Source organism: Geodermatophilus sp. DSM 45219, assembly GCF_900104025.1.
Taxonomy (GTDB): domain Bacteria; phylum Actinomycetota; class Actinomycetes; order Mycobacteriales; family Geodermatophilaceae; genus Geodermatophilus.
In genome coordinates this window covers 661,705-686,114 of the sequence record NZ_FNIQ01000001.1, presented here as the reverse complement: position 1 = coordinate 686,114, position 24,410 = coordinate 661,705, and the positions used below count along the sequence as shown (strand labels likewise).

Genomic DNA, 24,410 nt, shown 5'->3' with positions numbered 1-24,410 from the left:
CTCGTCTCCAGTCGGACGGTCTGCTGCCTGAACAGCCTGCGGCAAGGCGGCCGCTGCACCACGGTGGCCGTCGAGGTGCGGGCATGGATCTCCGTCGATCGGGAGACGTCTGCCGGCAGGCGGGACGGCGACCGCAGGACGGCTACCCGGAGCGGGACCGCAACCCTGCCAGCACCGTGGTGCTCAGCCGGCCCAGCACTGCCAGGTCCTCAGGCGACACCACGTCGATGAAGGCAGCCCTCACGGCCGCGACGTGCGTCGGCGCAGCAGCCACGATGGCATCGAGACCTCGTGCGGTCAGGACGACGTCATTCCCCCGCCCATCGGGGCACTCGACACGGCTCACGAGTCCACGGCGCTGCATCCGGTCGAGGTGGTGCGAGAGCCGGGATGGGGACCACAGCAGGTGGTTGCCGAGATCCTTGAGACAGAGACGTCGCTCCGGCGGGTCGGTCAAGGCCGACAGGACGTCATAGTCCTGCATCGACAAGCCACTGTCACCGGAGAGCCTGCGAGCCAGGTGCGCCTCCAGCTGACGGGTCATGTGCCGATAGGCCAGCCAGGCGTGCTGCTCTTCGTCGTCGAGCCAGCGCGGCACTGTCCCATCGGGCACCTCATCGGCCACTGGACGAGCGTCTCGGACCGGGCTTGACATGTCAACTGCGCTACACCATCGTTCCGATTGACACGTCAACCCGTCACGGAGGGTGACTGGCCGAGGATGCCGCGCCTGCAGGTGCGGCGCTGACCAGGCAGCCCGATCGACCCGCCAGCGCTCGACCGACTGCACACACGTCGCCCATCAGCCGCTACTCGCCGTACAAATTCGACTACGCATTGCCACATGGACCTCATCGAGTGTCCGCCACTGTTCGGTTGCAGTACGGAAGGAACCGCCCGTGCCCAACCAGGCCACCACCCAGTACCTGGCCGCGTGCCAGCAGCCGGGGTCGCAGCTGGCGACCGCGGCCCGGCAACTTCGCCTGCCGGAGACCTACGCCGGCTCCTACGGCGAGCTCCTGCTCGACCGCCCCGTGCTGGCCCCTCACGAGGAGCTGGAAGGGTTCGCGGCGGATCTGTCAGCGGTCTTCGACCTGCTGGTGTCGTTGCCGCATCGTCTCTTCGGCGGCGACCTCGGTGCCTATTGCGCCGCTGTCCGGCTCGACCCCCGGCTCACCGCCCTGGCCCTCCACGGCGCAACGGGTGAGCCTCCGCTGCACGGCCGCGTGGACGCCTATCACGATGGCACCGCGTTCCGGTTGCTCGAGTTCAATCTCGGGAGCGAGCTCGGCGGTACCGACGCGGCACAGTTGAACCGGTCCTACCTCGAAGTCGCGTCGGTGCAGCGCTTCAGCGACCGCATGGGCCTGGGCTTCATCGACACCGCGTCCCGGGTCGCCACGGCCTTGCGCGAGGCGGCCCGCTCTGCGGGCCTGGCGGACGAGCCCACCGTCGCGCTGATCGAGAGCCGTGGAGGCCTGGCGGGTCACCGCCACGTCTTCAGCGCCCTCCAGGAGGCGATGCGCCTCCACGGCGTGGACCTGTTGCTCGGCGAGATCCACGAGCTCGGTGAGCGCAACGGCAAATTGCTACTCCACGGCCGACCGCTCGACGTGGTCCTGCGGTACTTCGTGGCGGGGGAGTTGGCTGACGACCCGAGCGGGTCAGAGCTGCTGGACGCCGTGGTGCGCGCCCACGAGTCGGGACGAACCAGGCTCTTCACGCCACTAGAGGCGGGGCTGTACGCCAGCAAGGCGGCCTTGGCGCTGCTGCACGACCCGCAGACCCGTGCCACCTACACGAACGACGAGCGGCTGCTGGTCGACCGGATCGTGCCCTGGACGCGGTTGCTCGTCACTGCTGCAGACCACGAGGAAGTCGTCGAACGCTGCCGCGCGGACCAGTCGTCTCTGCTGATCAAGCCGGGGGTCGGTTACGGCGGAACCGGTACGGTCCCCGGCTGGGCGGTCGATGAGCGCACCTGGCAGTCCGCGCTCCACAGCGCCGCGCCGGACACGGTCGTCCAACAGCGCATCAACCCCGTGCCGGAGCCGGTCTTCGATCCCGAGGACGGCACCGTCCGCGATTGGGTCGCCAACTGGGGCGTCTTCGTCGACCAGCAGGGATATGCCGGGGCCTTTGTCCGCGCCTTGCGTCCGGAGGACGGCGCGGTCGTGTCCTATTCGAATCCGGGAACCCGCGGCACCTGTGTCTTCACCTACTCCATGGCGCGGGAGAGCCCAGATGGCGATGCCGCCCGTATCTGACCGTCGATCACGGTCATCCGCGGACCGGCTGACCGGAAGCCAGCACACGGACCAAGGGGGAGAGGGCTGATGATCACGGCGCAGGAACTGACCGAACCGTCGCACATCGTCGTGATGAACCGGTGGCGCGAGCGCTACGCCGACTATGCCGCCTACCTGGACCACCGGTGGCACCGTGTCACCTACGTGACGACGGATGTCGGTCAGGGGTCGGTGCCCGATCAAGCCGCGGACATCGCCCTCGTCGCCGCAACCGACGACCTGGCCCAGGTCACGGGCGCCCTGGAGCAGCTGGAACACCGCCACGGGCCCGTTGGTGGCCTGATCGCGCTCAAAGAGGACGACTTGCTCGTGGCGGCGGAGCTGCGTCATGCCCGCCACCTGGCTGGTCAGCACCCCTGCGATCTGCTGCGGTTCCGCGACAAGCTCCTGATGGTCGAGGCGGTGGCCGCGGCTGGCTTGCCGACCCCTCGGACGTCGGGTGCCGCCTCCCGGGGCGAGGTGCTGCGCTTCGCCCGGGCCACCGGTTGGCCGGTGGTGCTCAAGCCTCGAATGGGAAGTTCGAGCGAGGGCGTCGTCGTACTGGATTCCGAGCGCGACCTCGACGAGCTGGTCTGGCCGGACAGACCCATGATGGTCCAGGACTTCGATCCCCGGCCGATCTTCCACGTCGACGGGATCTTCGCCGGCGACCGCCTGCTCGTCTGGCGGGCTTCTCGATACATCAACAGCTGCCTGGATTTCCGCGGCGGCGCGGCCCTCGGATCGGTGGAGGAAGACGACCCGATCGTCCTGTCAGCCATCCAGGAGGCCACCACCGACTACCTGCGGGCGCTGACCCGCGACCCAACGGCCTTCCACCTGGAGATGTTCGTTGACCGCCATGCCCCCGCCGTTTCCTGTTCCTTCCTCGAGGTCGGTGCCCGTGTAGGCGGTGCTGAGATCCCCTTCATCTGGCGAGAACTCCACGGCTACGACCTGATGGCGAGCGCGCTACGCATCCAGCTCGGGCTGCCGCCGGCTCCTCCACCCCAGCGAACGGTCCCGAACGAGGTCGGTGGCTGGTTGCTCGCACCGGCGCCGGCCGCGCGCCCGTGTGTGATCACCGAGGCGACCTCGATGCTCGGGAGTTCGCCTGGGCCGTACGCCGAATCACTGTTGGCCCCGGGCGAGATCCTGCCTGCTGCAGACGCCTACTACGAGCACGTCGGCGGGCGGTTCCGCTTCCGTGGTTCCAATAGTGCCGCCGTTGAGAGAGCAATAGTCGCCACCGCTTCGAGCTTTCGGGTCAGCGGCTCGGCTCTGCCCGCAACCGACCGTGAGGCCACGTCCGTCCCCACCGCCGGGGGCCCGGCGCCGGTGCCCGCCTGAGACTCCAAGGACCCATGTTGCCCAAGGACTACAAGACCCAGGTGCTCTCGGGTGAGGGTGCCAATGACTACGCGCGCTACATGCGCACGGACAGCCTGCTCGCCCTGCAGCGGTCGCCGGACGAGGTCGTCCACCGTGACGAGCTGCTCTTCCAGGTCGTGCACCAGTCGACCGAGTTGTGGCTGAAACTCGCCTGCGCCGAAGTCGAGACGGCCACCGCCGCGATCAGGGAGGGGCACCTCGAGCAAGCCACCAGCCTCCTGAGGCGGGCCGCGCTGTCCGTCCAGCTGGTGACCGAGCAGCTGGAGATGCTGCGCCATCTGTCCCCCTGGGATTTCCAGACCATCCGTACCGTCCTGGGACACGGCTCCGGTGCGGACTCTCCCGGGTGGCGAGCCGTACAGCGGCACAGCCGCGCTCTCGGTCAGGCTTTCGGCGCCCTTCTGCAGGAGCGCGAGCTGAACCTGACCCAGATGTACCAGGACGGCGGGCACAATCCCGTCGTCACTTTGGCCGAGGCGTTGATCGAGTGGGACGAACGGGTCTCGATCTGGCGAGTCCGCCACTACAAGGTGATAACGCTCATCATCGGCCATGACGTGGTGGGGACGCAGGGGACCCCGGTACAGGAGGTGCTGACCAGACTCATTGCTCACCGCTTCTTCCCCGAGCTGTGGCAGGTGCGAGCCGACCTGACGCGCCGCGGCCCCCTGGGAGCGGACCAGGCAGCGGCCGACGCATGAGGGCATCGCTCGTCGGCACGCGGCCGGCGTCGGCCGTGGACGCTGCTGCTTTCCGCGCCCGCTTCCCTGCCCTTGCGCAGACCGCACACCTCGCCTCGTGCAGCCTGGGCGCCCGATCCGTCGACCTGGACGCGGCGATGGAAGCAATGCTCGCGGACATGGCGTCCGAGGGGGCGCCATGGGGACGGTTCGAGGACCAGGTCACCGAGGCGCGCGGTCGTTTCGCCAGTCTCATCGGCGCCAGGCCGCAACAGGTGGCTGTAGTCCCGAACGCTTCGGTGGGCGCCTATCAGATCGCCTCAACGATCGACTGGTCGCGCCGACCTCGGCTGGTCACGAGTCGGGTCGAGTTCCCGTCCCTGGGGCACGTCTGGCTCGCGCAGCAGCACAACGGCGCCGACATCACGTTCACGGCCTCACCTGACGAGCAGGCCCAGCACCTCGATGAGCGCACCGCACTCGTATCGGTGCCGCTCGTCGACTACCGCGATGCCCGTCGCTGGCCGGTCCGCCATATCGCTGACCGCGCACACGCACTCGGGGCACGGGTCATCGTCGACGCCTATCAGGCAGTCGGGGTGCAGCCAGTGGACGTGACTGAACTGGGCTGTGACTTCCTCGTCGCCGGGTCCATGAAGTACCTACTCGGGTTGCCGGGCGTGGCCTTCCTCTACGTCAAGTCGCCGGAGTTGGTCGACCGCACACCGGTCCTGACGGGCTGGTTCGGTCGGGTGAACCCCTTCTCGTTCACTCCGGACCAGCTCGACTTCCCGCCGGAAGCCCGAAAGTTCGAAACGGGCACCCCAGCGGTGCCCGCCTGCTACGCGGCCGCCGCCGGCCTCCGGCTCATCAGCAGCCTGGACCTGGTGAACGTCCGGGATCACGTGCTCGGTCTGAGCATGCTGGCGACGGATCAGCTGACCGCGGCCGGGGAACGAGTCCAGGCAGCTCCCCCTGGTCAGCGCGGTGCACACATCGCCATCAAGGATCGCGATCCCGTGCGCCTGGCCGCCTTCCTCGCCAGACGGCGGGTCATCGCCAGCCCACGCGGCGACCTGCTCCGCCTGTCCTTTCACTTCTACAACGACACCGCGGATGTGGAGGCCGCCTGCGCTGCCATTGCTGCCTACCGCGCTCAGCGGCCTGAATCCAACATCCACCCGACCCCCCGGTGAGGCTATGTCTACAGCAGAAGTGATGTCCTGGCTGCGACGGAGAGACGCCCGGACGTTTCCCTATGACGCCGTCGTCCGCGAGTACCACGCCGTGGGTAAGCACTTCGTGTCCGACGAGATCCTCCGTCTCCTGGCCCGCGTCCGTGCAGAGCTGCCGGAGATCCAGAGCCCCTGGCCGGCGCTGCACAGGCTCGCAACCTTCCTCGACGTGGCCCTCGACAAGCCCGACGGCCGCTATGACTACCGCAGCTATCTGGCCCTGCCGCTGCTGGAGCTGCCGGCCGCGGACGACCCGATCGAGCAGGTGCCGTTCGCCCGCTCCCGCTGCGACCGGCTCTCAGCCCATCTGATGGCGGACGTGCTGGCCTTCGAGTTGGCGGCAGCAGACGGCCAGACGACCCGGCTGCCCCACATGCGTCCGAGTTCGGCAGGTACGGCCAAGCGGCTGCGCCTCGGCGTACGCGCGATCCGGCCGACGCTCGAGCGACTCACGCTGGTCGGCGGGCTGACTGAATCCGACCCCGTGGACCTTGCTCGGCAGGTCTGCACCGTCGTCGACGCCGACATGTCAGTACTGGAGCGACGCCTGATGGGTCTGACCGTGCTGCCCGTCTACACGGCGCACGATGAGTACCTCTTCCTGCGAGTTCTGCAATTGTTCGAGACCACCTTTGCTTTGCTGAGTGCCCAGTTGCGAGGAGCGGTCAACGCCCTCGCGCGCCGGGACACGCATCGGGCAGTGCACTACCTGCGCGTGGCCGCAACCGCGATGCGCCAGGCCGCGCCGCTCTTCTCGATGCTCGCCACGATGCAGGTCGAGGCGTTTCGGACCTTCCGCACCTACACCGACGGTGCAAGCGCGATCCAGTCGCGCAACTACAAGATCTTCGAGGCCCTCTGCCGCCAGCCTGACGACGCCCGGGTCGACTCCGAGGCCTTCTACTCCGTGCCTGAGGTTCGCGCGCGCGTGCTCGCCGGGCAGGCCACACTGGACGACGCCTACCGCGAGGCCATCGCCGTCGGCGAGTTGAGCGACCAACAAGTCGACGCTCTGCGCACGGCGATGGCCGACTTCGCCTCTGTCTGGCTGCGGTGGCGCCAGACGCACTACCGGCTCGCCGCGCGGATGCTCGCCGACCTGCGAGGGACGGGCAGCACCGACGGCACCGCCTACCTGGCGTCGGTGCGGACCATCCCGGTCTTCCACACCGTCGATGCCGAGTCCGCCGACAGCGCGGCGGACGAGACGGTGGCCCGATCATGAGCCGGACGGACGAGCCTCTGGTCGTGGTGGGCGCCGGACCGGTGGGGCTGGTGACGGCGCTGCGGTTGGCAGACCACGGGGTGCGCAGCATCGTGCTGGACGCCAAGCCGGCACTGCAGAAGCAGGGCTCCAAGGCCTGCCTCATCCAAGGGGACGTCCTCGAGGTGCTCGACAAGTTCGGGTGCGCCGCTCCCATCGCTGCCGAAGGCGTCACCTGGACGGTGGCCCGCACTTACGTCCGCGACCGTGAGATCCGCAGCGCTCACTACGCACCCGGCCCCGGTTTCGGTCCCTTCGTCAACATCTCGCAGCACCGCATCGAGCAGGTGCTGCTGGCCGCCGCCGAGCGCCACCCCTTGGTCGAGGTCCGCTGGGGCCACGAGGTGGTGGGGCTCGAGCAGGATCGCGAGGCGGTCACCCTCCGGCTCACCGGACCTGAAGGCCCCGATCGCCTGACTGCCGCGTACGTCGTTGCCTGCGACGGGGTACGGAGCCGCCTGCGGGAACTCACAGGCGTCCGATGGACCGGCTACACGCACCGTGATCGCTTCTTGATCACCGACATCCGGGCCCGTCTCGACCTGCCCAAGGAACGACACTTCCACTACGACCCGGCCTGCAATCCGGGCCGGCAATTGGTCATGCACCCACAGCCTGACGAGACCTGGCGGATCGACTGGCAATTGCCACCCGACGCCGACATCGAGGCCGAGCAGGTCAACGGTGAGTTCGACCGACGCGTTCGGGCCGTGATCGGTGACGTTCCCTATGAGGTCGACTGGGTCAGCACCTACCGCTTCCACCAGCGCGTCGTCGAGCACATGCGCGTCGGACGGGTCTTCTTCGCCGGGGATGCTGCTCATGCCCTACCGCCCTACGGGTCGCGGGGCATGAACAGCGGCATCCAAGACGCGGACAACATCGCCTGGAAGCTGGCCCTCGTGTACCAGGGCCAGGCTGAGGCTGATCTCCTCGAGAGCTACCACGTGGAGCGGCACGCTGCCGCCCGCGAGAACCTGGCAGTCACCGAGGCGACGATCCGCTTCATGATCCCGCCAACACGGTGGCGGCGGTGGACCCGGGCGGTCTTGCTCGGTCTGAGCGGCGCTCTGCCGGCGGCGCGGGATCGGGTCAACAGCGGACGAATGGCAGAGCCGTTCGTCTACCGCGAGTCGCCGATCGTCCGAGGTGACGATCCGCAGCAGCCGCTGGTGGGCTCCTTCGCACCCGACGCGCGGGTCGCCGCGGCTCACAGCGGCACACGCCTGCGACGGTTCTTCGGTGCCGGCTTCGTCGGTCTCGTCACCGCTCCGGACGACTCAGCGGCAGCCGCTGCTGTCACCGCGATGCGGGCACAAGCCTGGTCGCAGCCAGCCAGCCTGGTCGTCGTCCTGCCAGCCTCCGGTGCGGCAACGCAGCTCTCCGAGCTGGCTGACGTCGTCGTACTGCGCGACGTCGAGTCGCAGGTCCGAGCCGGTTACGGCGGGGGTGGGACAACGTGCTGGTTGGTCCGTCCCGACGGCCACATCGCCGCCGCCAGCACGGACCCGGAGAGCTTTGCCTCTCTTCTGCAGGCCTGCTCGCGTGGGCCAGCAGGACCCGCAGTCAAGGCGTCCACCTCCACGAAGGGAGCAGCATGACCGACGGTATTCCGGCGTATGCCTGGCAGAACGGCCGGCTCGTGCCTTGGGACCAGTGCCAGGTTCACGCTCGCAGCCAGGGCGCGTTCTGGGGGGCCAACGTGTTCGAAGGACTGCGCGCCTATTGGGACCCTCAGGACGAGCAATTCCGCCTCTTTCGCTTGGGCGATCACCTTGCCCGCCTGGGACGGTCGATGAAGAGCCTGCGCATGGAGATATCCTTCACGGCCGAAGAACTGGAAGCCGCCTGCATCGAGCTGCTGCGGGCCAACGACCACCGCCAGGACGCCCACCTCGTGGTGGTGGCCTACTTCGACATGGCTCCCGACCTGGACCCGCTGTGCCACACGACGCACACCGGAGTCCACATCACCTCAACGGCACTCCGTCGTCCACCGGCCTACGACCACGGGTTGGCAGCGACGATCTCCACTTGGCGACGCATCAGCGACGACGCCATGCCACCCCGCATCAAGACGGGGGCCAACTACCACAACAGTCGGCTGGCCCAGCACGAGGCGACGCGCAACGGCTACGACACGACCTTGCTGCTCAACCAGCGGGGCAATGTGTCGGAGGCGCCGGGGTCCTGCGTTGTGATGGTGCGTGACGGAGAGCTGTCGACGCCGCCGGGCACCAGTGGTGTGTTGGAGGGGATCACCGTCGCCACCACAGCGGAGCTGGCCGTCGAGCACCTCGCCCTTGCGCTCCGCTGGCGGGAGATCGACCGCACAGAGCTGTACGTCGCAGACGAGGTGTTCCTCTGCGGAACCAAGTCCGAGTTGCTGCCGGTCACCTCGGTCGACCGGATCCTCGTCGGAGACGGCAGACCCGGTCCGGTGACCCGCCGGCTGCAGTCCCTCTACGACGACGTCGTCCGGGGCCGCGGAGGGCACGAGGACTGGGTGACGCCGGTGCAGGTCCTGGCTCGACCGGTGGGTGCGGCATGACGGCCATGTCGCAGCAGCAGGCGTCGACCAGCGCGATCGAGCTCCTGACGGTGGCGCTGGAGAGTGGCGCGGTCGAGGTGATCGACCTGACCGCGCCGCTGTCCGAGGACACGCCCGTCATCCCGCTGCCGCCGGAACGGGGCCAGCCCTGGAGCTTCAGGCGTCAGGTGATCAGCCGCTACGACGCGCTCGGGCCTCAGGTCTACTGGAACAACATCGCGCTGTCCGAACACACCGGCACGCACTTCGACGCGCCCGTGCACTGGGCCTCGGGCCGGCACCTTCACGACGTCCAGCAGGTGCCCACCAGCCATCTGGTCGCACCAGCGGTGGTCCTCGACGCCTCGGCCGAGGTCGCTGCAGATCCCGACTTCCTGCTCGGACGTCGGCATGTCGAGGACTGGACGGACCGGCACGGTCCCCTACCCGCGGGCGGATGGCTGCTGTACCGCACCGGCTGGGGCAGCAGATCGACCGACAACGTGGACTTCATCAACGACGGGCACACGCCGGGGATCGCCCCGGACTGTGCGCGGTGGCTCGCACACGAGACGGACATCGTCGGGATCGGCGTCGAGACCGTCGGCACCGACGCCGGCCAGGCGGGGACGTTCGTCGACCAGCCGTACCCCTGTCACTGGCACATGCACGCCGCTGGCAAATACGGCCTGACGCAACTCCGCGGGTTGGAGCAGCTGCCGGTGCGCGGCGCTGTCCTCATCGCCAGCCCACTGCCCATCGTCGGGGGCTCCGGCAGTCCCTGTCGTGTGCTCGCCCTGGTGAGTCGGGACCGCCGATGACGTCTCCGACAGTGCCCAGGAGGCCAGTCTGATGGACCAGGTCGCTCTCAATCGGGGATGGCGGCTGTACAACCGTCACGTCTCCGACGATTCCCGGCCCACCGAGTTCCACCTGTGCGGCCGGACATGGGACCTCCGCCCCGGCGTCTTCTCTCCCACCTACTCGCCCGTCACCGAGTTGTTCACCTCTTGGATCCCGTACCCGACAGCCGGTTCGTTCCTCGAGATCGGCTCGGGAGCCGGAGTCACCGCGGTGACTGCGGCGCTGCTCGGCTGCCGGTCGGTGACTGCTGTGGACATCAGCCCGGCCGCCGTCGAGAACACCCGGCGTAACGCGGCTCGACACGGCGTCGAGGAGGCGGTCGACGTCCTGCAGAGCGATCTGTTCGACGCACTGCCCCCCGGGCGACGTTACGACCGGATCTACTGGAACTCCGGTTTCGTCGAGCTGCCCAGCCAGTACGTCTGCAGCACGGATCTGCACCGAGCCTTCTTCGACCCCGGATACGAAGGGCACCGGCGCTTCATCCGCCAAGGACGGGAGCTGCTCGCTGATGGCGGCAGCATGCTGCTCGGCTTCAGCAGCATCGGCAGCTGGCCACTGCTACGTGAGATCTGCGGCGAATGCGCCACCGACGTCCGCGTGCTGCAGTCTGCCCGGCGTCGTCCCGACGGCGTCGACGTGGACTTCCAGCTCCTCGAGCTACGGCCGCTCTAGGCGTGGCTGCAGGGGCCATCCGTCGACACCACCCGTAACGACAGGCAGGGAATGTCATGGCTACCACCGAAAACGCACTGCTCGGACTGCTCCGCCCCACGGGGCGCGGCGTGCTGGCAACCATCAAGGCCGACGGCAGGCCGCAGCTATCGACCGTCGACTACACCTATGAGGAGCGGGCGGGCGTCCTGCGCTTTTCCACTACCCAGAGCCGCGCCAAGGTCGCCAATCTGCGCCGCGATCCCCGGGCGAGCTTCTACGTCGCCACGCCCGACGGTGGCTCGTACTCCGTCCTGGAGTGCAAGACGGAGCTGACCGATCCTGCCGAACAGCCGCACGACGCCGTCGCCGACGAGCTGGTCGATGTCTACCGAGCCGTCCAAGGCGAGCACCCGGACTGGGATGAATACCGGGCTGTCATGGTGGCCGACCGGCGGCTGGTGGTCCGGCTGCACATCGAGCGTTCCTACGGCTGGATCCGGGGGTGACGACGATGACTGCGCTCTCCGACCGCGAGGACTTCCTGCACCGGCCGCGCCTGCACGTCCTGGTCGCCAGCACGCGGCCCGGTCGAGCCGGGCCACCCATCGCCGAGTGGGTCGCCGAGCACGCCCGGACCTTCGGGCATTTCGAGGTCGACGTCATCGACCTGCTCGAGGTGGGACTGCCCTTCCTGGACGAGCCGGAGCACCCCTCTGAGAGGCGCTACACCCAGCCTCACACGAAGGAGTGGAGTGCCACGGTCGACGCAGCTGATGCCTTCGTGTTCGTCACTCCCGAGTACAACTTCGGCATCAACGCGGCACTGAAGAACGCCCTCGACTACCTCTATCACGAGTGGCAGTACAAGCCCGTCGGGTTCGTGAGCTACGGCAACTCCTCAGCCGGGCTCCGCGCCGTCCAGATGACCAAACAGGTCGTCACCACGCTGAAGATGGTCCCCGTCACCGAAGGGGTCCCGATCCACCATGTCGGTGAGCTCGTCGTCGACGGACGTTTCACCGGCAGCGAGGCTCTGGCTGGGGCCGCCGGGCGCATGTTCTCCGAGCTGCTTCGAGTCGCCAACGCTCTCGAGCCGCTCCGCGTCGAGGCCCGGGCCCAGTGATGCAGGAAGTTGCTGCGGCGCCACTGCCGGAGCCAGACCACCGGGCGCGGCGCTCCATCGTGCTCGTGGGAACCGGGGCCCAGCCCTACCGGGAGTACGCGCTGGCAAGCCTTGCCGAGCGCTATGAGCTGTGCGCCGTCCTGGCCAGTCCACCGACCTGGCAGCGGCCGTACCTCACGCAGTGGCGCGTCGCCGACGTAGCAGATCCTGCGGCGGTGGCCCGGGCCGTCGCCGCCATGACCGCCGCAGGGCCGGAGTTCGGCGTGCTCACCTGGGACGAGACCGTCCTGGAGGTCACTGCCCAGGCGGCCGAGATCCTGGACCGCCCGCACATGAGCGCCCAGGCGGCCGCCAACTGCCGCGACAAGTACCGCACGCGGTCACTGCTCGACGCCGCGGGACTGCCTGCCGTCCGTCACCTGCTCACCTCGGAGGCAACCGCGGCAGAGCAGGCGGCGGCGTGCCTGGGATATCCGGTCGTGCTCAAGCCACGCGCGCTGGCCGGCAGCATGGGCGTGACCCTGGCTCGTGATGTGCAGGGCGTCCGGCGGGCCTTTGCCCTCGCCGTGGGTGCGGCGTACGCGACGCTTCCTTCCGGCCACGGAGTACTGGTCGAGGAGTACCTCGACGGCCCCGAGGTCAGCGTGGACAGCGCGGTCACCCCCGAGGGGGTGACATGCGTGCACGTCGCCCGCAAACGGCTCGGCTTCGCTCCGCACTTCGAAGAGGTCGGGCACCTCGTGGACCCGACCGCAGAGCTGCCGGAAGCGGCTGCTCTGGAACAGCTCGTGCAGCAAGCCCACGCAGTCTTGGGCGTGCAGTGGGGCGTGACCCACGCCGAACTCCGCTACACGCGGGGCGGCTGGCGGCTGATCGAGCTGAACGGTCGGCTCGGTGGCGATCTGATTCCCCTGGTCGGTCAGCTGGCCACCGGCATCGACCTGGTGGTCGCCGCAGCTGAGCTGTCCCTGGGCCGCACGCCGGACCTCACACCCCGCCAGCGGCGCGCCGCGGAAGTTCGGTTCGCCTACCTTCCGGAAGATGGCGTGGTCCAGCACATCGACCTGAGCGCAGCAGCCGCTGTGCCGCACGTCCAGCGGACCCTGGTCCTCGCGCCGGTCGGCAGCGTGCTCCACCTACCTCCCCACGACGCCATTCCGCGCACGGCGGCCGTAGTGGTGGCGGCTCCGGATGCTGCCCGGTGTGCCACGGCGCTCGATCAGGCCGAAGGCGCGCTCGACATCAGGCACGAGCCCCTGCGCGCGAACGCTGTGGAAGGCTTCCATGCCGCTGTCTGACGTGCGCCAGAAACGTGCGCGACGACTCGGCCCCGCGAACTCGATCATCGTGACCCATGGCCTGTCGTCCTTCTGCCTGGGCCTCGTCTTTCCGTACACGTCTCTGTACCTGGCCGACAAGCCGGCGGTGGGCACGGGCGGCGTGGCCCTCTTCTACGGCGTCACCGGCGCCGCCAACCTGGCCGTGGCGGTCCTGCTCGGCACGGGGCGGGTGCGCGTACCGCGCGTGCCCCTGTGCGTCACCGGCAACCTGAGCTGGTTCGTCGGCTACGTGCTGTTGTTCGCCGCTGACTCCCGCCTCGAGGTGTGCCTCGCTGCCGCGGCGATCGGCGCGGGTCAAGGCTGCTTCCTGGCCGCCATCATCCCGATTCTCAACTCACTGGTCTCAGCCGAGGAGCGGCGCTCCCTGTTCGCCCGGCGCTTCGCCGTCCTGAACGCGACGCTGGCGGCCGGCTCCCTCGTCGCGGGAACCTTGACCGTCCTCCTGCGCCCGGAGGTCATCCCGTACTTCTTTCTCGTCAACGCCGCCGGGATGCTCCCTGTCGCCATCGTCGTACTGGTGACCCGCCAGTCGGCCAGGCCGGAGATGAGTCAGCCGCAGAACGCTCCTGCCGCGAGTGGGCGGTCAGCGCAGATGCCGACCCGGACCCTGTTGCTCGTCGCCGCACCAGCCGCGGGATTCCAGTTGGCTGCTTACCTGTTCGGCTTCAGCCAGTTCGAGGCCACCGCACCGCTGGTGACGGTGGACTTGATGAGCATGCCGCTCTACACGGTCTCCCTGATGCTCGCCCTGAACGTCCTCGTCATCGTGATCGCCCAGCGGCCGGTCACGCGACTCCTGGAGCCACGGTCCGAACTGACCGGTCTCTGCGTGACCGGTGCGCTCTGGGGCATCGGCTACCTGGCCGTCGGCGTCCTCGCCTGGGGGCCGCCCGGCATGCGCCTGGGCGGCCTCCTGGCGTTCGCTGTGCTCTTCGCTCTCGGCGAATGCGCTTACTCCTGCTCGTTCCACCCGTGGCTGATATCCCTGGTGCCCGACGAAGAGCTGACCCGCGCCAATGCACTGGCCAACTCGATGATGGGCATCGGCCAGTTCGCCGGTCCCGCGGTCGGTGTGGCCCTGGCGGTCACCGGCGATGCGCCAACCGTCTGGCTGACGTTGGCGCTGTCGTGCACGCTCCTCACCGCCTTGCTCGCGCTGTTCGGATCCCTTCGTAGCAGTGGGCTGACGGCGGGTGCCGCTGCCCGGCCCCAGGAGTCGGTGATGGGAGCCTGAGCAGGGACTGCAGAGTCGGACGCGATGCTGACCCGGGTGACCGTCCGACCACCAGGGCACCCGGTCGTGGCTCTACCGTGCGCGTCATCGGATGGCTGACAGGCTCGGCGGAGCTCAGGCGCTGCTGTCCCGGTGGCGCGATCCGAACCTCGTGCCCAAGCCCAGGTGACGCCGCTGTGGATCGGGCAGCCGTCGTGTGCTGGTTGGGTCACCCGAGCCGCGCGGACAAGCGAGCCACGATCTCCTCGGCAGCGTCATCTGTCGACGCCCGCGAGGCAGCTGCGGAGACGCCCTCACCGGGCGTCACACGGACGTCTTGACCGTGCATCCGCATGGATGCGGTGCTGCGGCGGCCGACGACGCTGCTGCCGACCGTCAGCACCACTGGCTCGCGCAGCGCGGTCAGGATGCGGTCAGCAACCCGCAGGGCCTGGTCACTGCCTGGGCGCCGGCCAGCAGGACAGCGAACTCGTCCCCGTCCAGGCGGGCGACGGTGTCCGCCGGTCGCAGGCAGCCGCCGATCCGCCCGGCGACGACTCGCAGCACGGCGTGGCCGCCCTCGTGGCCGAGGTCGTCGTCGACCGTCGTGGTGGCCGGGCCCCTACGACGGACGAGGCCCCCAGCTGCGCTGGGGGCCTCGTGCCTGCATCCAGGACCGTCTCACCCGATCGGGCCGAGGTCCTCTCGGCCGGTCCTTCGAGCAAGACCGTCTTGGTCGGGGTGACAGGATTTGAACCTGCGACCTCGTCGTCCCGAACGACGCGCGCTACCAAGCTGCGCCACACCCCGAGGTACGAAGTCAGTCTAGCCGACGCTCCGGTCAGCCCCGACGGGCGGTCAGGGTGAGCAGCGTCGCCTCGGGCGGGCAGGCGAACCGGTACGGCGCGTAGGGGCTGGTGCCCAGCCCGGCGGAGACGTGCAGCCAGGTGCCGCGCGGGGTCGTCGCCGACGGCTCGGCCCAGCGGTGCAGCCAGCGGACCCGGGCGCGGTCGATGCCGCAGTTGGTCACCAGCGCCCCGTAGAACGGGACCCGCAGCTGGCCGCCGTGCGTGTGCCCGCACAGCAGCAGGTCGTACCCGTCGGCGGCGAACCGGTCGAGCACCCGCGGCTCGGGGGAGTGCGCCAGCCCGATGCGCAGGTCCGCGTCCGGGTCCGCCGGACCGGCGACGTCGTCGTAGCGGTCCCGGCCCAGGTGCGAGTCGTCGACGCCGGCGAAGGCGATCCGCCGTCCGCCGACGACGAGCTCGCCGCGGGCGTTGGTCAGGTCGACCCAGCCGCGGGCCGCCATGGCGTCGCGCAGGTCCCGCCAGGGCAGCTCGTCGCCGTGCACCCGCACATGGTCCCGCTTGAAGTACTTGAGCGGGTTCTTCGGCCGGGGCGCGTAGTAGTCGTTGCTGGCCAGCACGAACGCGCCCGGCAGGTCGAGCAGCGGCTCCAGCGCCCGCAGCGTCCCGGGGACGGCGTCCATCCCGGCCAGGTTGTCGCCGGTGTCGACGACCAGGTCGGGTTCGAGTGCGGCGAGGGAGGCCACCCACTCCTGCTTGGACCGCTGCCTCGCGGTCATGTGCAGGTCGGACAGGTGCAGCACCCGCAGCGGCGCGGAGCCGGGGGCGAGCACCGGGACGTCGAGGCGGCGCAGCGTCCAGCGGTTGCGCTCGTAGAGGGAGGCGTAGGCGATCCCCGCGGTCGCAGACCCGAGGACGGCGGCCGGGAGGGCTGTGGTCGCGCGCACGGCAGCCGAGATTACGGGCGCGGTGCCGGGAGGCGCCGTGCGAGGCTGATCCACGTGTCCGACCTGAAGGAAACCCTGCGCGCCGACCTGACCACCGCGATGAAGTCCCGCGACGAGCTGCGCACCGCCACGCTGCGGATGGTGCTCGCCGCGGTCAGCGCCGAGGAGGTGGCGGGCAAGGAGGCCCGCGAGCTCGGCGACGACGAGGTGCAGGCGGTGCTGCGGCGGGAGGCCAAGAAGCGCCGCGAGGCCGCCGAGGCCTTCGCCGCCGCCGGGCGCACCGAGCAGGCCGACCGGGAGCGGGCGGAGGGCGACGTGGTCGCCGCCTACCTGCCCGCGCAGCTCGAGGACGCCGACCTGGCCGCGCTCGTCGCCGACGTCGTCACCCGCACCGGCGCGAGCGGCATGCGGGACATGGGCCGCGTCATGGGTGCGGTGCAGGGCGAGGTCGCCGGCCGGGCCGAGGGCGGCCGGGTGGCCGCCGAGGTCCGCCGCCAGCTGGGCTGAGCAGGGCCCGCCCCCGTCCCGGAACGGGGTCCTTCGTCAGCCCGCCGGCTGGGCGGCGACGGGGGCCTCGGCCGGCACCGGGGCGGGGGTCTCCACCGGAGCTCCGGCCGGCTGCTCCACCGCGGGCACGGGCTGGACCTCGACCGGCCCGGTGCCCGCCGGTGCCGCCTCGGGTGCCGGGGCCGGGGCCGGGGCCGGGGGAGCGGGCGGTGCGGGGAAGGGCACCGGCTGCTGCGCGCTCAGGATCGGCCGCATCGCGTCACCCCAGATGCCGGCGCCCAGCGCACCGCCGAAGCCGCCGACGTCCTGGTTCTGCAGCGGGCTGAACACCATGACGCTCGCCGCGTACTGCGGGGTGTAGCCGACGAAGGCGACCGAGTCGCGGTTCTGGTTGGTGCCGGTCTTGCCGGCGATCTGGTGCCCCGGCACGTACGCCCGGGTACCGGTGGCGCCGGAGAAGCCGGGCTCGACGTCCTTGCGCAGCATCGACGTCATCGTCGCGGCGACCCTCGCCGGGACGGCCTCCGGCGTGCACGCGTCGCCGGGGACCACCGGCTGGCCGTCCTCGCCGGTGAGCGGCTGGCCGGTGCGGTCGAGGACGGCGGTGACCGGCGTCGGCTCGCACCGGGTGCCGTTGGCCGCGAGGGTGGCCACGGAGTTGGCCAGGTCCAGCGGGCTGGTCGCGTCGGTGCCGAACGTGAACGACCCGCGGTTCTCCTCGATGATCGTGTCCGCGGGGTACTGGTTGGCGGCGTCGAAGTGCATGCCCATCCGCTGCGCCATCCGCACCGGGCCCTCGACCGAGCCGAGCTGGTCCTCCAGCGCCAGGAAGTAGGTGTTGGAGGACATGTACAGCGCCCGCTCCATGTCCAGGGTGTTGGGGTAGCTGCTGCCCACGTTGACCACGTCGTAGGGGCCGCTGCCGTCGCGGTAGACCCGCGAGACGTAGGGCTCGCTCGTGGTGATCACGTGGTTGGGGCCGAAGCCCCGCTCGACCGCGGCGGCCGCGGTGAACACCTTGAACACCGAGCCGGCGCCCTTGCTGGGGACGACGTTGAAGTTGACCGACTCGCACTCCGGGCCCTCGCAGCCGAAGCGGCGGTTGTTGGACATGGCCAGCACGTGTCCGGTGCCCGGCTCGACGGCCGTGTAGGCCCCCACCAGCGGGTCGCCCAGCGCCACGGTGTCGAGCACCGCCTGGTCGCCCGCCGCCTGCACGTCCGGGCGCAGCGTCGTCTGGATCGTGAGCCCGCCGTTCTCCAGCAGCGCCTGCGAGATCCCCAGCTCCTGGGTGAGGTACTGCTCCACGAAGGAGCAGAAGAAGCCGCCGATCGACGCGTCGACGCAGCCGTTGGCCGGGCTGGCGCCCTGCACCACCTGGACCGGCTGCGCGGAGATCTCGGCGACCTCGGCCTCGGTGACCATGCCCTGGCCGAGCATCGACCGGAGCACCACGTTGCGCCGCTCGCGCGCGTTCTCCGGGTTGGTGATCGGGTCGTCGATCGACGGGCTCTGCACCAGCCCGGCGAGCATGGCCGCCTGCGGGAGGGTGAGGGCGGCGGCGTCGACGCTGAAGTAGCGCTGCGCCGCGGCCTGGACGCCGTAGGCGCCCTCCCCGAAGTACACGAGGTTGAGGTAGCGGGTGAGGATCTCGTCCTTGGAGTACTCCTCCTCCAGGGCGAGGGCCATCCGCGCCTCGCGCAGCTTGCGGCCCACGCTCTCCTCGGTGGCGGCCAGCCGCTCCTCGGGGGTGTCGGCGGTCTGCACGAGGGTCTGCTTGACCAGCTGCTGGGTGAGCGTCGAGCCGCCCTCCTGCACCGACCCCGCCGCGACGTTCGTCGCCAGCGCCCGCAGGGTGCCCTGCACGTCGAGGCCGTTGTGCTCCTCGAACCGGGCGTCCTCGATGGCGACCAGCGCCTGCTTCATGACCGGTGCGATCTGGTCGGAGGCCACCGGCGTCCGGTTGTTCCGGTAGAACATCGTGATCAGCGAGCCGTCGGCCGCGAGCACCCGGGTGTTGCCCGCCGGCGTCTCGTCGGTGAGCGCGTCGGGCAGCGCGTCGAGCAGCGAGGCCGAGTTGCGGGCCGCCATGCCGGTGCCCCCCACGAAGGGCAGCAGCATGCCGGCGACCAGGGCTCCGGCGAGGACGATCGTCGCGGCGAGCTTCGCGAGGACCCGGGCGCGTGCGGGGGCGTCGGGAGACATCGCGAGCCAATGTACGTGGCGCTGCGCCCCCGACGTCGCCCTCAGCGACGGCGCGCGGGGAGGATGCGCCGCCGCGGCACACCCGTCGGCGTGTCGCCGTCCGGGCCGGTCAGCGCGTCGGCCATGCCGCGCAGCCCGTCGAGGTCGTGCACGTCGCCGGCCGCGGCCGGGACGGTGCGGACGGCGACCTCCGGGTGGGCGCTGGTGAACCGGTCGGCCAGGTGCTGCTCGCGGGTGGCCAGCGCCATCCGCTCGGCGTGCACCCGCAGCGCGCCGGCCGCCAGCTCCGCGCCCTCGCCGCCGGCCTCCAGCACCTCCTCGGCCGCGCCGTCGGCCCGGGTGGCCGACAGCGCCGTCGTCGTCGGCGGGTGGGTGCGGTTGAGCACCAGCCCGGCCAGCGGCATCTGCTCGGTGGAGAGCCGGTCGACGAAGTAGGAGGCCTCCCGCAGCGCGTCCGGCTCCGGCGTCGCGACGACGACGAACCAGGTGCCCGGCCGGCGCAGCAGCTCGTAGGTCGCGGTCGCCCGCTCGCGGAACCCGCCGAACATGGTGTCCAGGGCGGCCACGAACGCGGAGATGTCCCGCAGCAGCTGCCCGCCCAGGATCTTGGAGATGATCCGGCTGAAGAACACGAACCCGGCGCTGGCGATCCGGAAACCGGTCCGGCTCGGCGCGGTGAGCAGCCGGATCATCGTGCCGTCGAGGAAGCGGCTCATCCGGTTGGGGGCGTCGAGGAAGTCCAGCGCCGACCGCGACGGCGGGGTGTCGACGACGATGAGGTCCCACCGGTCGCCGGCGCGCAGCTGGCCCAGCTTCTCCATCGCCATGTACTCCTGCGTCCCGGCGAAGGACGACGACAGGGTCTGGTAGAAGGGGTTCTCGAAGATCTGCTCGGCCCGCTCGGGGGTGGAGTGCGCCACGACGATGTCGTCGAACGTGCGCTTCATGTCCAGCATCATCGCGTGCAGCTCGCCTCGTGCCCCCGTGCTGTCGGGGAGATCGACCCGCCGCGGCTCGTTGTCCAGCTCCACCAGACCGAGGGACTGCGCCAGCCGGCGCGCCGGGTCGATGGTGAGGACGACGACGGTGCGGCCGGCCTCCGCCGCGGCCATGGCCAGGGCCGCCGAGGTCGTCGTCTTGCCCACGCCGCCGGCGCCGCAGCACACCACGATCCGGGTGTCCGGGTCGGTGACCAGCTCGGCCAGCTCCAGCGGCAGCGCCTCCGGGGCGGGCGGTCCGGCCGGCCGCGGGTGCCGGCGGGCGCGCTCGGTCGTCGTCGCGTCTGCCGCCTGGCTCACGCGGCCACCTCGGTCCGCAGGTGCTGCTCCAGCCGCCCGGCGAGCTCGAACAGCGCGCCCAGGTCGATGGGGCCGGGCAGCAGCGGCAGCTCGACCGTCGGCCGGCCGAGCGCCTCGACCTCATCGCGCAGCTCGTCCTGGGCGGCCCAGCGGCGGGCGTGCTCGCTGGCCTCGGCGGCGAGCGCGTCGGCCAGGCCCGGGACGTCCTGCAGCCCCGCCGCGGCCAGCGCGGGCGCGAGGTCCGCGCCGGTGAGCCCGCCCTCGGCGGCGCGGACCAGGGCGGGCTCGGGCAGCGCCGGCTCGGCGGCCATGTTCACCACGACCGAGCCGACGGGCAGGCCGACGCCCTGCAGCTCGGCGATCGCGTCGGCGGTCTCCTGCACCGGCATGTCCTCCAGCAGCGTGACCAGGTGGACCGCCGTCTGCGGTGACTTGAGCACGGCCATGACGCCGTCGCTCTGGGTCTTGATCGGCCCGGACCGGGTCAGCCCGGCCATCTCCCCGGTCACGTTGAGGAAACGGGTGATCCGGCCGGTGGGCGGGGCGTCGACGACGACGGCGTCGTAGACCGGGCGGCCGTCGTGGCGGCGGGTGACCGCCTCCTTGACCTTGCCGGTGAGCAGCACGTCGCGCAGCCCCGGGGCGATGGTGGTGGCGAAGTCCACCGCACCCACCCGGCGCAGCGCCCGGCCGGCCCGCTTGAGGTTGTAGAACATCTCCAGGTACTCGAGGAGGGCTTCCTCGACGTCGATGGCCAGCGCCTTGACCACGCCGCCCCCACGGGCGACGGCGACCCGGCGCTCCTCGTAGGGCAGCGGCGGGGTGTCGAGGAGCTGCGCGATGCCCTGGCGGCCCTCGGTCTCGACCAGCAGCACCTGCCCCCCGTCGGCGGCGAGGGCCAGGGCGAGCGCCGCCGCGACCGTCGTCTTGCCGGTCCCGCCCTTCCCGGTGACGACGTGGCAGCGCACGGGGGAGGGAACGGGGCTCACGGACACGAGCCTAGAAGGACCCCGTCCTCCCCACCCCTCGCAGGCTCGGGGCGGGGCCCGGGACGGGGCCGAGGCGCTGCGCTAGCGTCGCGGCCATGAGCGAATCCGCCCGCGTCAAGTGGGAGTACGCCACCATCCCGCTGCTGATCCACAACACCAAGGCGATCCTGGACTCCTGGGGTGTCGACGGGTGGGAGCTGGTCACCGTGCTGCCCGGCCCGGGCGGGGCCGACCAGCCCGTGGCCTACCTCAAGCGCCCCGTCGGCTGACCGGGTCATGACCAGCCCGCAGACCCCCAGCTGGCACGCCCGGCTGGCCGAGCTCGGCATCCGGCTGCCCCCGGTCGCCGCACCGGTCGCCGCCTACGTCCCGGCGGTGCGCAGCGGCCAGCTGGTCTTCACCTCCGGTCAGCTGCCCTTCGTCGACGGTGGACTGCGCCGCACCGGCAAGGTCGGCGGCTCGGTCGACGCCGAGGACGCCGCGCACGACGCCAAGCTGTGCGCGCTCAACGCGCTGGCCGCCATCGACGAGCTGGTCGGCCTGGACTCGGTGGCCCGCGTCGTCCGCGTGGTCGGCTACGTGGCCAGCGCGGAGGGCTTCACCGGCCAGCCGCGGGTGGTGAACGGCGCCAGCGAGCTGCTGGGCCGCGTGTTCGGCGAGGCCGGCCGGCACGCCCGCAGCGCGGTCGGTGTCGCGGAGCTGCCCCTGGGCGCCCCCGTCGAGGTCGAGCTCACCGTCGAGCTGCGATGACACTGCCGTCCTCCGGACGGCACCGCGGCCGAGCCCCGGTGCCGGCTGCGCTGAGCGTGCCCCCGTGTCCCGGTCGGGGAGCCTCCGGCCCCCGCGACCGGTCCACCGCGAACGCGGCTCACCTCCGATGACGCGCCCCAGCACCCCTCGCCAGGCCGCGACGGTGCTGCTGCTGCGCGACGGCGTCCCCGGCCTGGAGGTCTACCTGCTGCGGCGCACCCGGGGCATGCCGTTCGCCGGCGGGATGACCGCCTACCCGGGCGGCGGGGTCGACCCGCGGGACGGCGACGTCGAGACGGCCTGGGCCGGCCCGCCGCCGGTGGAGTGGGCGCACGCCTTCGGCTGCGACGAGCGGACCGCCCGCGAGCTGGTGTGCGCCGCGGTCCGGGAGACGTTCGAGGAGGCCGGCGTCCTGCTCGCGGGGGCGCCCGACGGCGGCGACGTCGTCCCGGACGTCTCCGGAGAGGACTGGGAGGCCCAGCGCCAGGCCCTGCTGGCCCGCGAGCTGTCGCTGGCCGAGCTGCTCGCCGACCGCGGGCTGGCGCTGCGGTCGGACCTGCTGCGGCCCTTCGCGCACTGGATCACCCCGCCGGCCGAGCCGCGGCGCTACGACACCAAGTTCTTCGCCGCAGCTCTGCCCGTCGGCCAGGAGGCCCGGCACGTCACCGGCGAGGCCGACGAGGTGAGCTGGCTGACGCCGTCGGCCGCGCTGGCCGAGCTGGCCGCGGGCACCCGCCCGATGCTGCCGCCGACGAGCCACACGCTGGGCCAGCTCGAGTCCTTCGCCGACGTGGCCGCGGCCCTGGCCGGGTCGCCGCCGGAGCCGCTGCACCCGATCTGCCCGTCGTTCGCCGACGAGCCCGACGGCCGCTGGGCCGTGCTGCCCGACGGCACCCGCATCCGCCTGGTCGTGCCGCTCCCTTCGTGACCCTCCGGGTCACACCGCGGCCAACGGCCGTCCCCGACCGCCGTTGAGCCCTGCCTCGCCACGCCTCGGGGAGCCTCCGGCCCCACTCGGCGTGCCGATCTCGCGGAGCGGCTCACCTCGCGGGTGTCACTGAACGCGAGAAGCCCAGGACCGTGACGGTCCTGGGCCTCCGGCGTTCAGTGCAGCGTCACCGCGCGCGGCGGCGCAGACGCTCCTCGTCGAGGACGACGACCGACTTGCCCTGCAGCTGGATCCAGCCGCGGTGCACGAAGTCGGCCAGCGCCTTGTTCACCGTCTCGCGGGAGGCGCCGACCAGCTGGGCCAGCTCCTCCTGCGTCAGGTCGTGCTTGACGCGCAGGCCCTCGCCCTCGCGGCTGCCGAACCGGTCGGCCATCTGCAGCAGCGCCTTGGCGACCCGGCCGGGGACGTCGGTGAAGATGAGGTCCGCGACCGAGTCGTTCGTGCGGCGCAGCCGGCGGGCCAGCACGTGCAGCAGCCGCTCGCCGACCTCGGGGTGGGCCTCGATCCACGGGCGCAGCACCGACTGCGGCATCCGGGCCAGCCTGACGTCGGTGACGGCGGTGGCCGTCGCCGTCCGCGGGCCGGGGTCGAACACCGACAGCTCACCGAACTGGTCGGACGGCCCCATCACGGCGAGCACGTTCTCGCGCCCGTCCGGCGACCGGCGGGACAGCTTGATCTTCCCGGAGAGCACGATGTAGAGGCTGTCGCCCGGCTCGCCCTCGTTGAAGACCACGCGGCCGCGGGGGAGGGTCACGGTCTCCAGGCGGCTCGCGACCGGGTCCACCGCCTCCACGGGCAGCCCCTGGAAGAGCCCGGACTGGGCCAGCACCTCGTCCACTACGCGTCGTCCTCTCGCACACACACCTCGGAGGGCCGGCGCGCGGCCGGGCCCGGTCGGCAGCCGCTCGCTCGCGGCGCCGCCGGAGTGAGTCTAGGGGCCTGTGCGGATCATCACCCGACCAGTGGCCCGTGCGGGCACCCCGAGGGGTGATCCCGGCCCCGTCCCGGGCCGTCCCTCAGACGACGGGCGGCTCGGCCCCGCGGCGCACCCGGGATGCCCGACGGCGCCGCCAGCGCGCCATGGCGCGGCGGATGCCGGAGTTGGCGAGCGTGTCGACCTCACCGGGGCTCGCGGTGGAGAGGAACTCCGCCACCTCTCGGGGGCCGGCCGGGCGGCGCAGCGGCTCCTCGACGCGTTCCATCACCAGCAGGAAGGCGATGACCAGGGGCGGGAACAGGATGACGACGAGGGCGACCACCGGCTCCTCCTCTCTCCTCGCCGGGGACGCGGACCGGCCGGACCGCGCGTGCACTCCTGTGTACCCCGGGACGCCGCGGGGGAAGCCCGGCGACGGCGGTCGCGATGATGG

At 71.1% G+C, this 24,410-nt stretch carries 24 protein-coding genes, 1 tRNA gene and 1 pseudogene; 17 read left to right on the top strand and 9 right to left on the bottom strand.

The genetic code is table 11. From position 1 onward, the window contains the following. Window positions 1-142: 142 nt before the first annotated feature. Window positions 143-625, bottom strand: a complete 483-nt coding sequence (locus tag BLR12_RS03360; RefSeq protein ID WP_218120520.1) for a MarR family winged helix-turn-helix transcriptional regulator — start codon at window positions 623-625, stop codon at window positions 143-145. A 274-nt stretch (window positions 626-899) separates the two neighbouring features. Here BLR12_RS03360 and BLR12_RS03355 point away from each other — a divergent pair, with 274 nt between their 5' ends. The 13 genes from BLR12_RS03355 to BLR12_RS03295 all read left to right on the top strand — a co-directional run bounded on the left by BLR12_RS03355 (window position 900) and on the right by BLR12_RS03295 (window position 14,607). After that, on the top strand, window positions 900-2,267 hold the full coding sequence (locus BLR12_RS03355; protein ID WP_218120519.1) for a hypothetical protein: 1,368 nt from the start codon (window positions 900-902) through the stop codon (window positions 2,265-2,267). A 69-nt stretch (window positions 2,268-2,336) separates the two neighbouring features. Further along, complete coding sequence (locus tag BLR12_RS03350) at window positions 2,337-3,638, top strand: ATP-grasp domain-containing protein (protein ID WP_091373379.1); 1,302 nt, start codon at window positions 2,337-2,339, stop codon at window positions 3,636-3,638. 14 nt (window positions 3,639-3,652) lie between these two features. After that, window positions 3,653-4,381, top strand: a complete 729-nt coding sequence (locus BLR12_RS03345) for a tryptophan 2,3-dioxygenase family protein (protein ID WP_091373377.1) — start codon at window positions 3,653-3,655, stop codon at window positions 4,379-4,381. Beyond that, the gene (locus BLR12_RS03340; protein WP_091373374.1) at window positions 4,378-5,556 is read left to right on the top strand and encodes an aminotransferase class V-fold PLP-dependent enzyme; all 1,179 of its coding nucleotides are present in this window, start codon (window positions 4,378-4,380) and stop codon (window positions 5,554-5,556) included. The genes BLR12_RS03345 and BLR12_RS03340 overlap by 4 nt, the downstream gene beginning before the upstream one ends. Window positions 5,557-5,578: 22 nt before the next feature. Next, window positions 5,579-6,820 (top strand): tryptophan 2,3-dioxygenase, encoded by a 1,242-nt coding sequence (locus BLR12_RS03335; protein ID WP_218120518.1) that lies wholly within the window; start codon window positions 5,579-5,581, stop codon window positions 6,818-6,820. Beyond that, on the top strand, window positions 6,817-8,460 hold the full coding sequence (locus tag BLR12_RS03330; protein WP_091373368.1) for an FAD-dependent monooxygenase: 1,644 nt from the start codon (window positions 6,817-6,819) through the stop codon (window positions 8,458-8,460). Before BLR12_RS03335 ends, BLR12_RS03330 begins: the two co-directional genes overlap by 4 nt. After that, complete coding sequence (gene ilvE / locus BLR12_RS03325; protein ID WP_091373365.1) at window positions 8,457-9,410, top strand: branched-chain-amino-acid transaminase; 954 nt, start codon at window positions 8,457-8,459, stop codon at window positions 9,408-9,410. Before BLR12_RS03330 ends, ilvE begins: the two co-directional genes overlap by 4 nt. A 5-nt stretch (window positions 9,411-9,415) precedes the next feature. Continuing rightward, window positions 9,416-10,210 (top strand): cyclase family protein, encoded by a 795-nt coding sequence (locus tag BLR12_RS03320; RefSeq protein ID WP_091374309.1) that lies wholly within the window; start codon window positions 9,416-9,418, stop codon window positions 10,208-10,210. Window positions 10,211-10,241: 31 nt separating this feature from the next. Continuing rightward, window positions 10,242-10,928: a methyltransferase gene (locus tag BLR12_RS03315; protein WP_091373362.1), complete on the top strand. Its 687-nt coding sequence runs from the start codon at window positions 10,242-10,244 to the stop codon at window positions 10,926-10,928. 56 nt (window positions 10,929-10,984) lie between these two features. Further along, window positions 10,985-11,416: a PPOX class F420-dependent oxidoreductase gene (locus BLR12_RS03310; RefSeq protein WP_091373359.1), complete on the top strand. Its 432-nt coding sequence runs from the start codon at window positions 10,985-10,987 to the stop codon at window positions 11,414-11,416. Between the two features lie 5 nt (window positions 11,417-11,421). Then, window positions 11,422-12,033 (top strand): NADPH-dependent FMN reductase, encoded by a 612-nt coding sequence (locus BLR12_RS03305; RefSeq protein ID WP_091374307.1) that lies wholly within the window; start codon window positions 11,422-11,424, stop codon window positions 12,031-12,033. 65 nt (window positions 12,034-12,098) lie between these two features. Next, complete coding sequence (locus BLR12_RS03300; protein ID WP_218120516.1) at window positions 12,099-13,331, top strand: ATP-grasp domain-containing protein; 1,233 nt, start codon at window positions 12,099-12,101, stop codon at window positions 13,329-13,331. Then, window positions 13,318-14,607 (top strand): MFS transporter, encoded by a 1,290-nt coding sequence (locus BLR12_RS03295; RefSeq protein WP_091373356.1) that lies wholly within the window; start codon window positions 13,318-13,320, stop codon window positions 14,605-14,607. Before BLR12_RS03300 ends, BLR12_RS03295 begins: the two co-directional genes overlap by 14 nt. A gap of 402 nt (window positions 14,608-15,009) precedes the next feature. Here the strand turns inward: BLR12_RS03295 and BLR12_RS03290 are convergent. The 3 genes and pseudogenes from BLR12_RS03290 to BLR12_RS03280 form a co-directional block, all read right to left on the bottom strand. After that, window positions 15,010-15,177 (bottom strand): annotated as a pseudogene (locus BLR12_RS03290) (diguanylate cyclase domain-containing protein); the annotation flags it as partial. A 142-nt stretch (window positions 15,178-15,319) separates the two neighbouring features. Continuing rightward, window positions 15,320-15,396: transfer RNA gene (locus BLR12_RS03285), tRNA-Pro, on the bottom strand. Window positions 15,397-15,427: 31 nt separating this feature from the next. Further along, window positions 15,428-16,339, bottom strand: a complete 912-nt coding sequence (locus tag BLR12_RS03280; protein ID WP_091373349.1) for a metallophosphoesterase — start codon at window positions 16,337-16,339, stop codon at window positions 15,428-15,430. A gap of 54 nt (window positions 16,340-16,393) precedes the next feature. Here BLR12_RS03280 and BLR12_RS03275 point away from each other — a divergent pair, with 54 nt between their 5' ends. Next, the gene (locus tag BLR12_RS03275) at window positions 16,394-16,846 is read left to right on the top strand and encodes a GatB/YqeY domain-containing protein (protein WP_091373346.1); all 453 of its coding nucleotides are present in this window, start codon (window positions 16,394-16,396) and stop codon (window positions 16,844-16,846) included. Between the two features lie 36 nt (window positions 16,847-16,882). On the opposite strand, the gene BLR12_RS03270 is transcribed toward BLR12_RS03275, so the two are convergent. From BLR12_RS03270 to BLR12_RS03260, 3 genes are read right to left on the bottom strand one after another with little or no spacing between them, the layout of a single operon-like run. After that, complete coding sequence (locus BLR12_RS03270) at window positions 16,883-19,051, bottom strand: transglycosylase domain-containing protein (protein WP_091373343.1); 2,169 nt, start codon at window positions 19,049-19,051, stop codon at window positions 16,883-16,885. A gap of 41 nt (window positions 19,052-19,092) precedes the next feature. Next, entirely contained in the window at window positions 19,093-20,349 is a 1,257-nt protein-coding gene (locus BLR12_RS03265; protein ID WP_255363261.1) for an ATPase BagB, read from the bottom strand. After that, the gene (locus BLR12_RS03260; RefSeq protein WP_091374302.1) at window positions 20,346-21,338 is read right to left on the bottom strand and encodes an ATPase BagA; all 993 of its coding nucleotides are present in this window, start codon (window positions 21,336-21,338) and stop codon (window positions 20,346-20,348) included. The genes BLR12_RS03265 and BLR12_RS03260 overlap by 4 nt, the downstream gene beginning before the upstream one ends. Window positions 21,339-21,433: 95 nt before the next feature. On the opposite strand from BLR12_RS03260, the gene BLR12_RS24235 reads away from it, so the two are divergent. The 3 genes from BLR12_RS24235 to BLR12_RS03245 all read left to right on the top strand — a co-directional run bounded on the left by BLR12_RS24235 (window position 21,434) and on the right by BLR12_RS03245 (window position 23,016). After that, window positions 21,434-21,607, top strand: coding sequence for a DUF4177 domain-containing protein (locus tag BLR12_RS24235; RefSeq protein WP_091373340.1), 174 nt, complete (start codon window positions 21,434-21,436; stop codon window positions 21,605-21,607). Between the two features lie 7 nt (window positions 21,608-21,614). Beyond that, entirely contained in the window at window positions 21,615-22,088 is a 474-nt protein-coding gene (locus tag BLR12_RS03250) for a RidA family protein (RefSeq protein WP_091373337.1), read from the top strand. 127 nt (window positions 22,089-22,215) lie between these two features. Next, window positions 22,216-23,016, top strand: a complete 801-nt coding sequence (locus BLR12_RS03245; protein ID WP_091373335.1) for an NUDIX hydrolase — start codon at window positions 22,216-22,218, stop codon at window positions 23,014-23,016. A 187-nt stretch (window positions 23,017-23,203) separates the two neighbouring features. On the opposite strand, the gene BLR12_RS03240 is transcribed toward BLR12_RS03245, so the two are convergent. Together BLR12_RS03240 and BLR12_RS03235 are read right to left on the bottom strand one after the other, a co-directional pair. Then, window positions 23,204-23,878 carry a Crp/Fnr family transcriptional regulator gene (locus BLR12_RS03240; RefSeq protein ID WP_091373331.1) on the bottom strand — a complete coding sequence of 225 codons (675 nt, stop codon included), beginning with the start codon at window positions 23,876-23,878 and terminating at the stop codon, window positions 23,204-23,206. Window positions 23,879-24,056: 178 nt separating this feature from the next. After that, window positions 24,057-24,299: a hypothetical protein gene (locus BLR12_RS03235; protein WP_091373329.1), complete on the bottom strand. Its 243-nt coding sequence runs from the start codon at window positions 24,297-24,299 to the stop codon at window positions 24,057-24,059. Window positions 24,300-24,410 lie beyond the last annotated feature (111 nt).

What these genes read in the sequence shown, in the direction of transcription:
- BLR12_RS03330 (WP_091373368.1), top strand. Translation starts at nt 6,817, where the DNA reads ATGAGCCGGACGGACGAGCCTCTGGTCGTGGTGGGCGCCGGACCGGTG.
- BLR12_RS03315 (WP_091373362.1), top strand. Translation starts at nt 10,242, where the DNA reads ATGGACCAGGTCGCTCTCAATCGGGGATGGCGGCTGTACAACCGTCAC.
- BLR12_RS03345 (WP_091373377.1), top strand. Translation starts at nt 3,653, where the DNA reads ATGTTGCCCAAGGACTACAAGACCCAGGTGCTCTCGGGTGAGGGTGCC.
- BLR12_RS03340 (WP_091373374.1), top strand. Translation starts at nt 4,378, where the DNA reads ATGAGGGCATCGCTCGTCGGCACGCGGCCGGCGTCGGCCGTGGACGCT.
- ilvE (WP_091373365.1), top strand. Translation starts at nt 8,457, where the DNA reads ATGACCGACGGTATTCCGGCGTATGCCTGGCAGAACGGCCGGCTCGTG.
- BLR12_RS03350 (WP_091373379.1), top strand. Translation starts at nt 2,337, where the DNA reads ATGATCACGGCGCAGGAACTGACCGAACCGTCGCACATCGTCGTGATG.
- BLR12_RS03270 (WP_091373343.1), bottom strand. Translation starts at nt 19,051, where the DNA reads ATGTCTCCCGACGCCCCCGCACGCGCCCGGGTCCTCGCGAAGCTCGCC.
- BLR12_RS03295 (WP_091373356.1), top strand. Translation starts at nt 13,318, where the DNA reads ATGCCGCTGTCTGACGTGCGCCAGAAACGTGCGCGACGACTCGGCCCC.
- BLR12_RS03335 (WP_218120518.1), top strand. Translation starts at nt 5,579, where the DNA reads ATGTCCTGGCTGCGACGGAGAGACGCCCGGACGTTTCCCTATGACGCC.
- BLR12_RS03245 (WP_091373335.1), top strand. Translation starts at nt 22,216, where the DNA reads ATGACGCGCCCCAGCACCCCTCGCCAGGCCGCGACGGTGCTGCTGCTG.
- BLR12_RS03320 (WP_091374309.1), top strand. Translation starts at nt 9,416, where the DNA reads ATGTCGCAGCAGCAGGCGTCGACCAGCGCGATCGAGCTCCTGACGGTG.
- BLR12_RS03310 (WP_091373359.1), top strand. Translation starts at nt 10,985, where the DNA reads ATGGCTACCACCGAAAACGCACTGCTCGGACTGCTCCGCCCCACGGGG.
- BLR12_RS24235 (WP_091373340.1), top strand. Translation starts at nt 21,434, where the DNA reads ATGAGCGAATCCGCCCGCGTCAAGTGGGAGTACGCCACCATCCCGCTG.
- BLR12_RS03250 (WP_091373337.1), top strand. Translation starts at nt 21,615, where the DNA reads ATGACCAGCCCGCAGACCCCCAGCTGGCACGCCCGGCTGGCCGAGCTC.
- BLR12_RS03305 (WP_091374307.1), top strand. Translation starts at nt 11,422, where the DNA reads ATGACTGCGCTCTCCGACCGCGAGGACTTCCTGCACCGGCCGCGCCTG.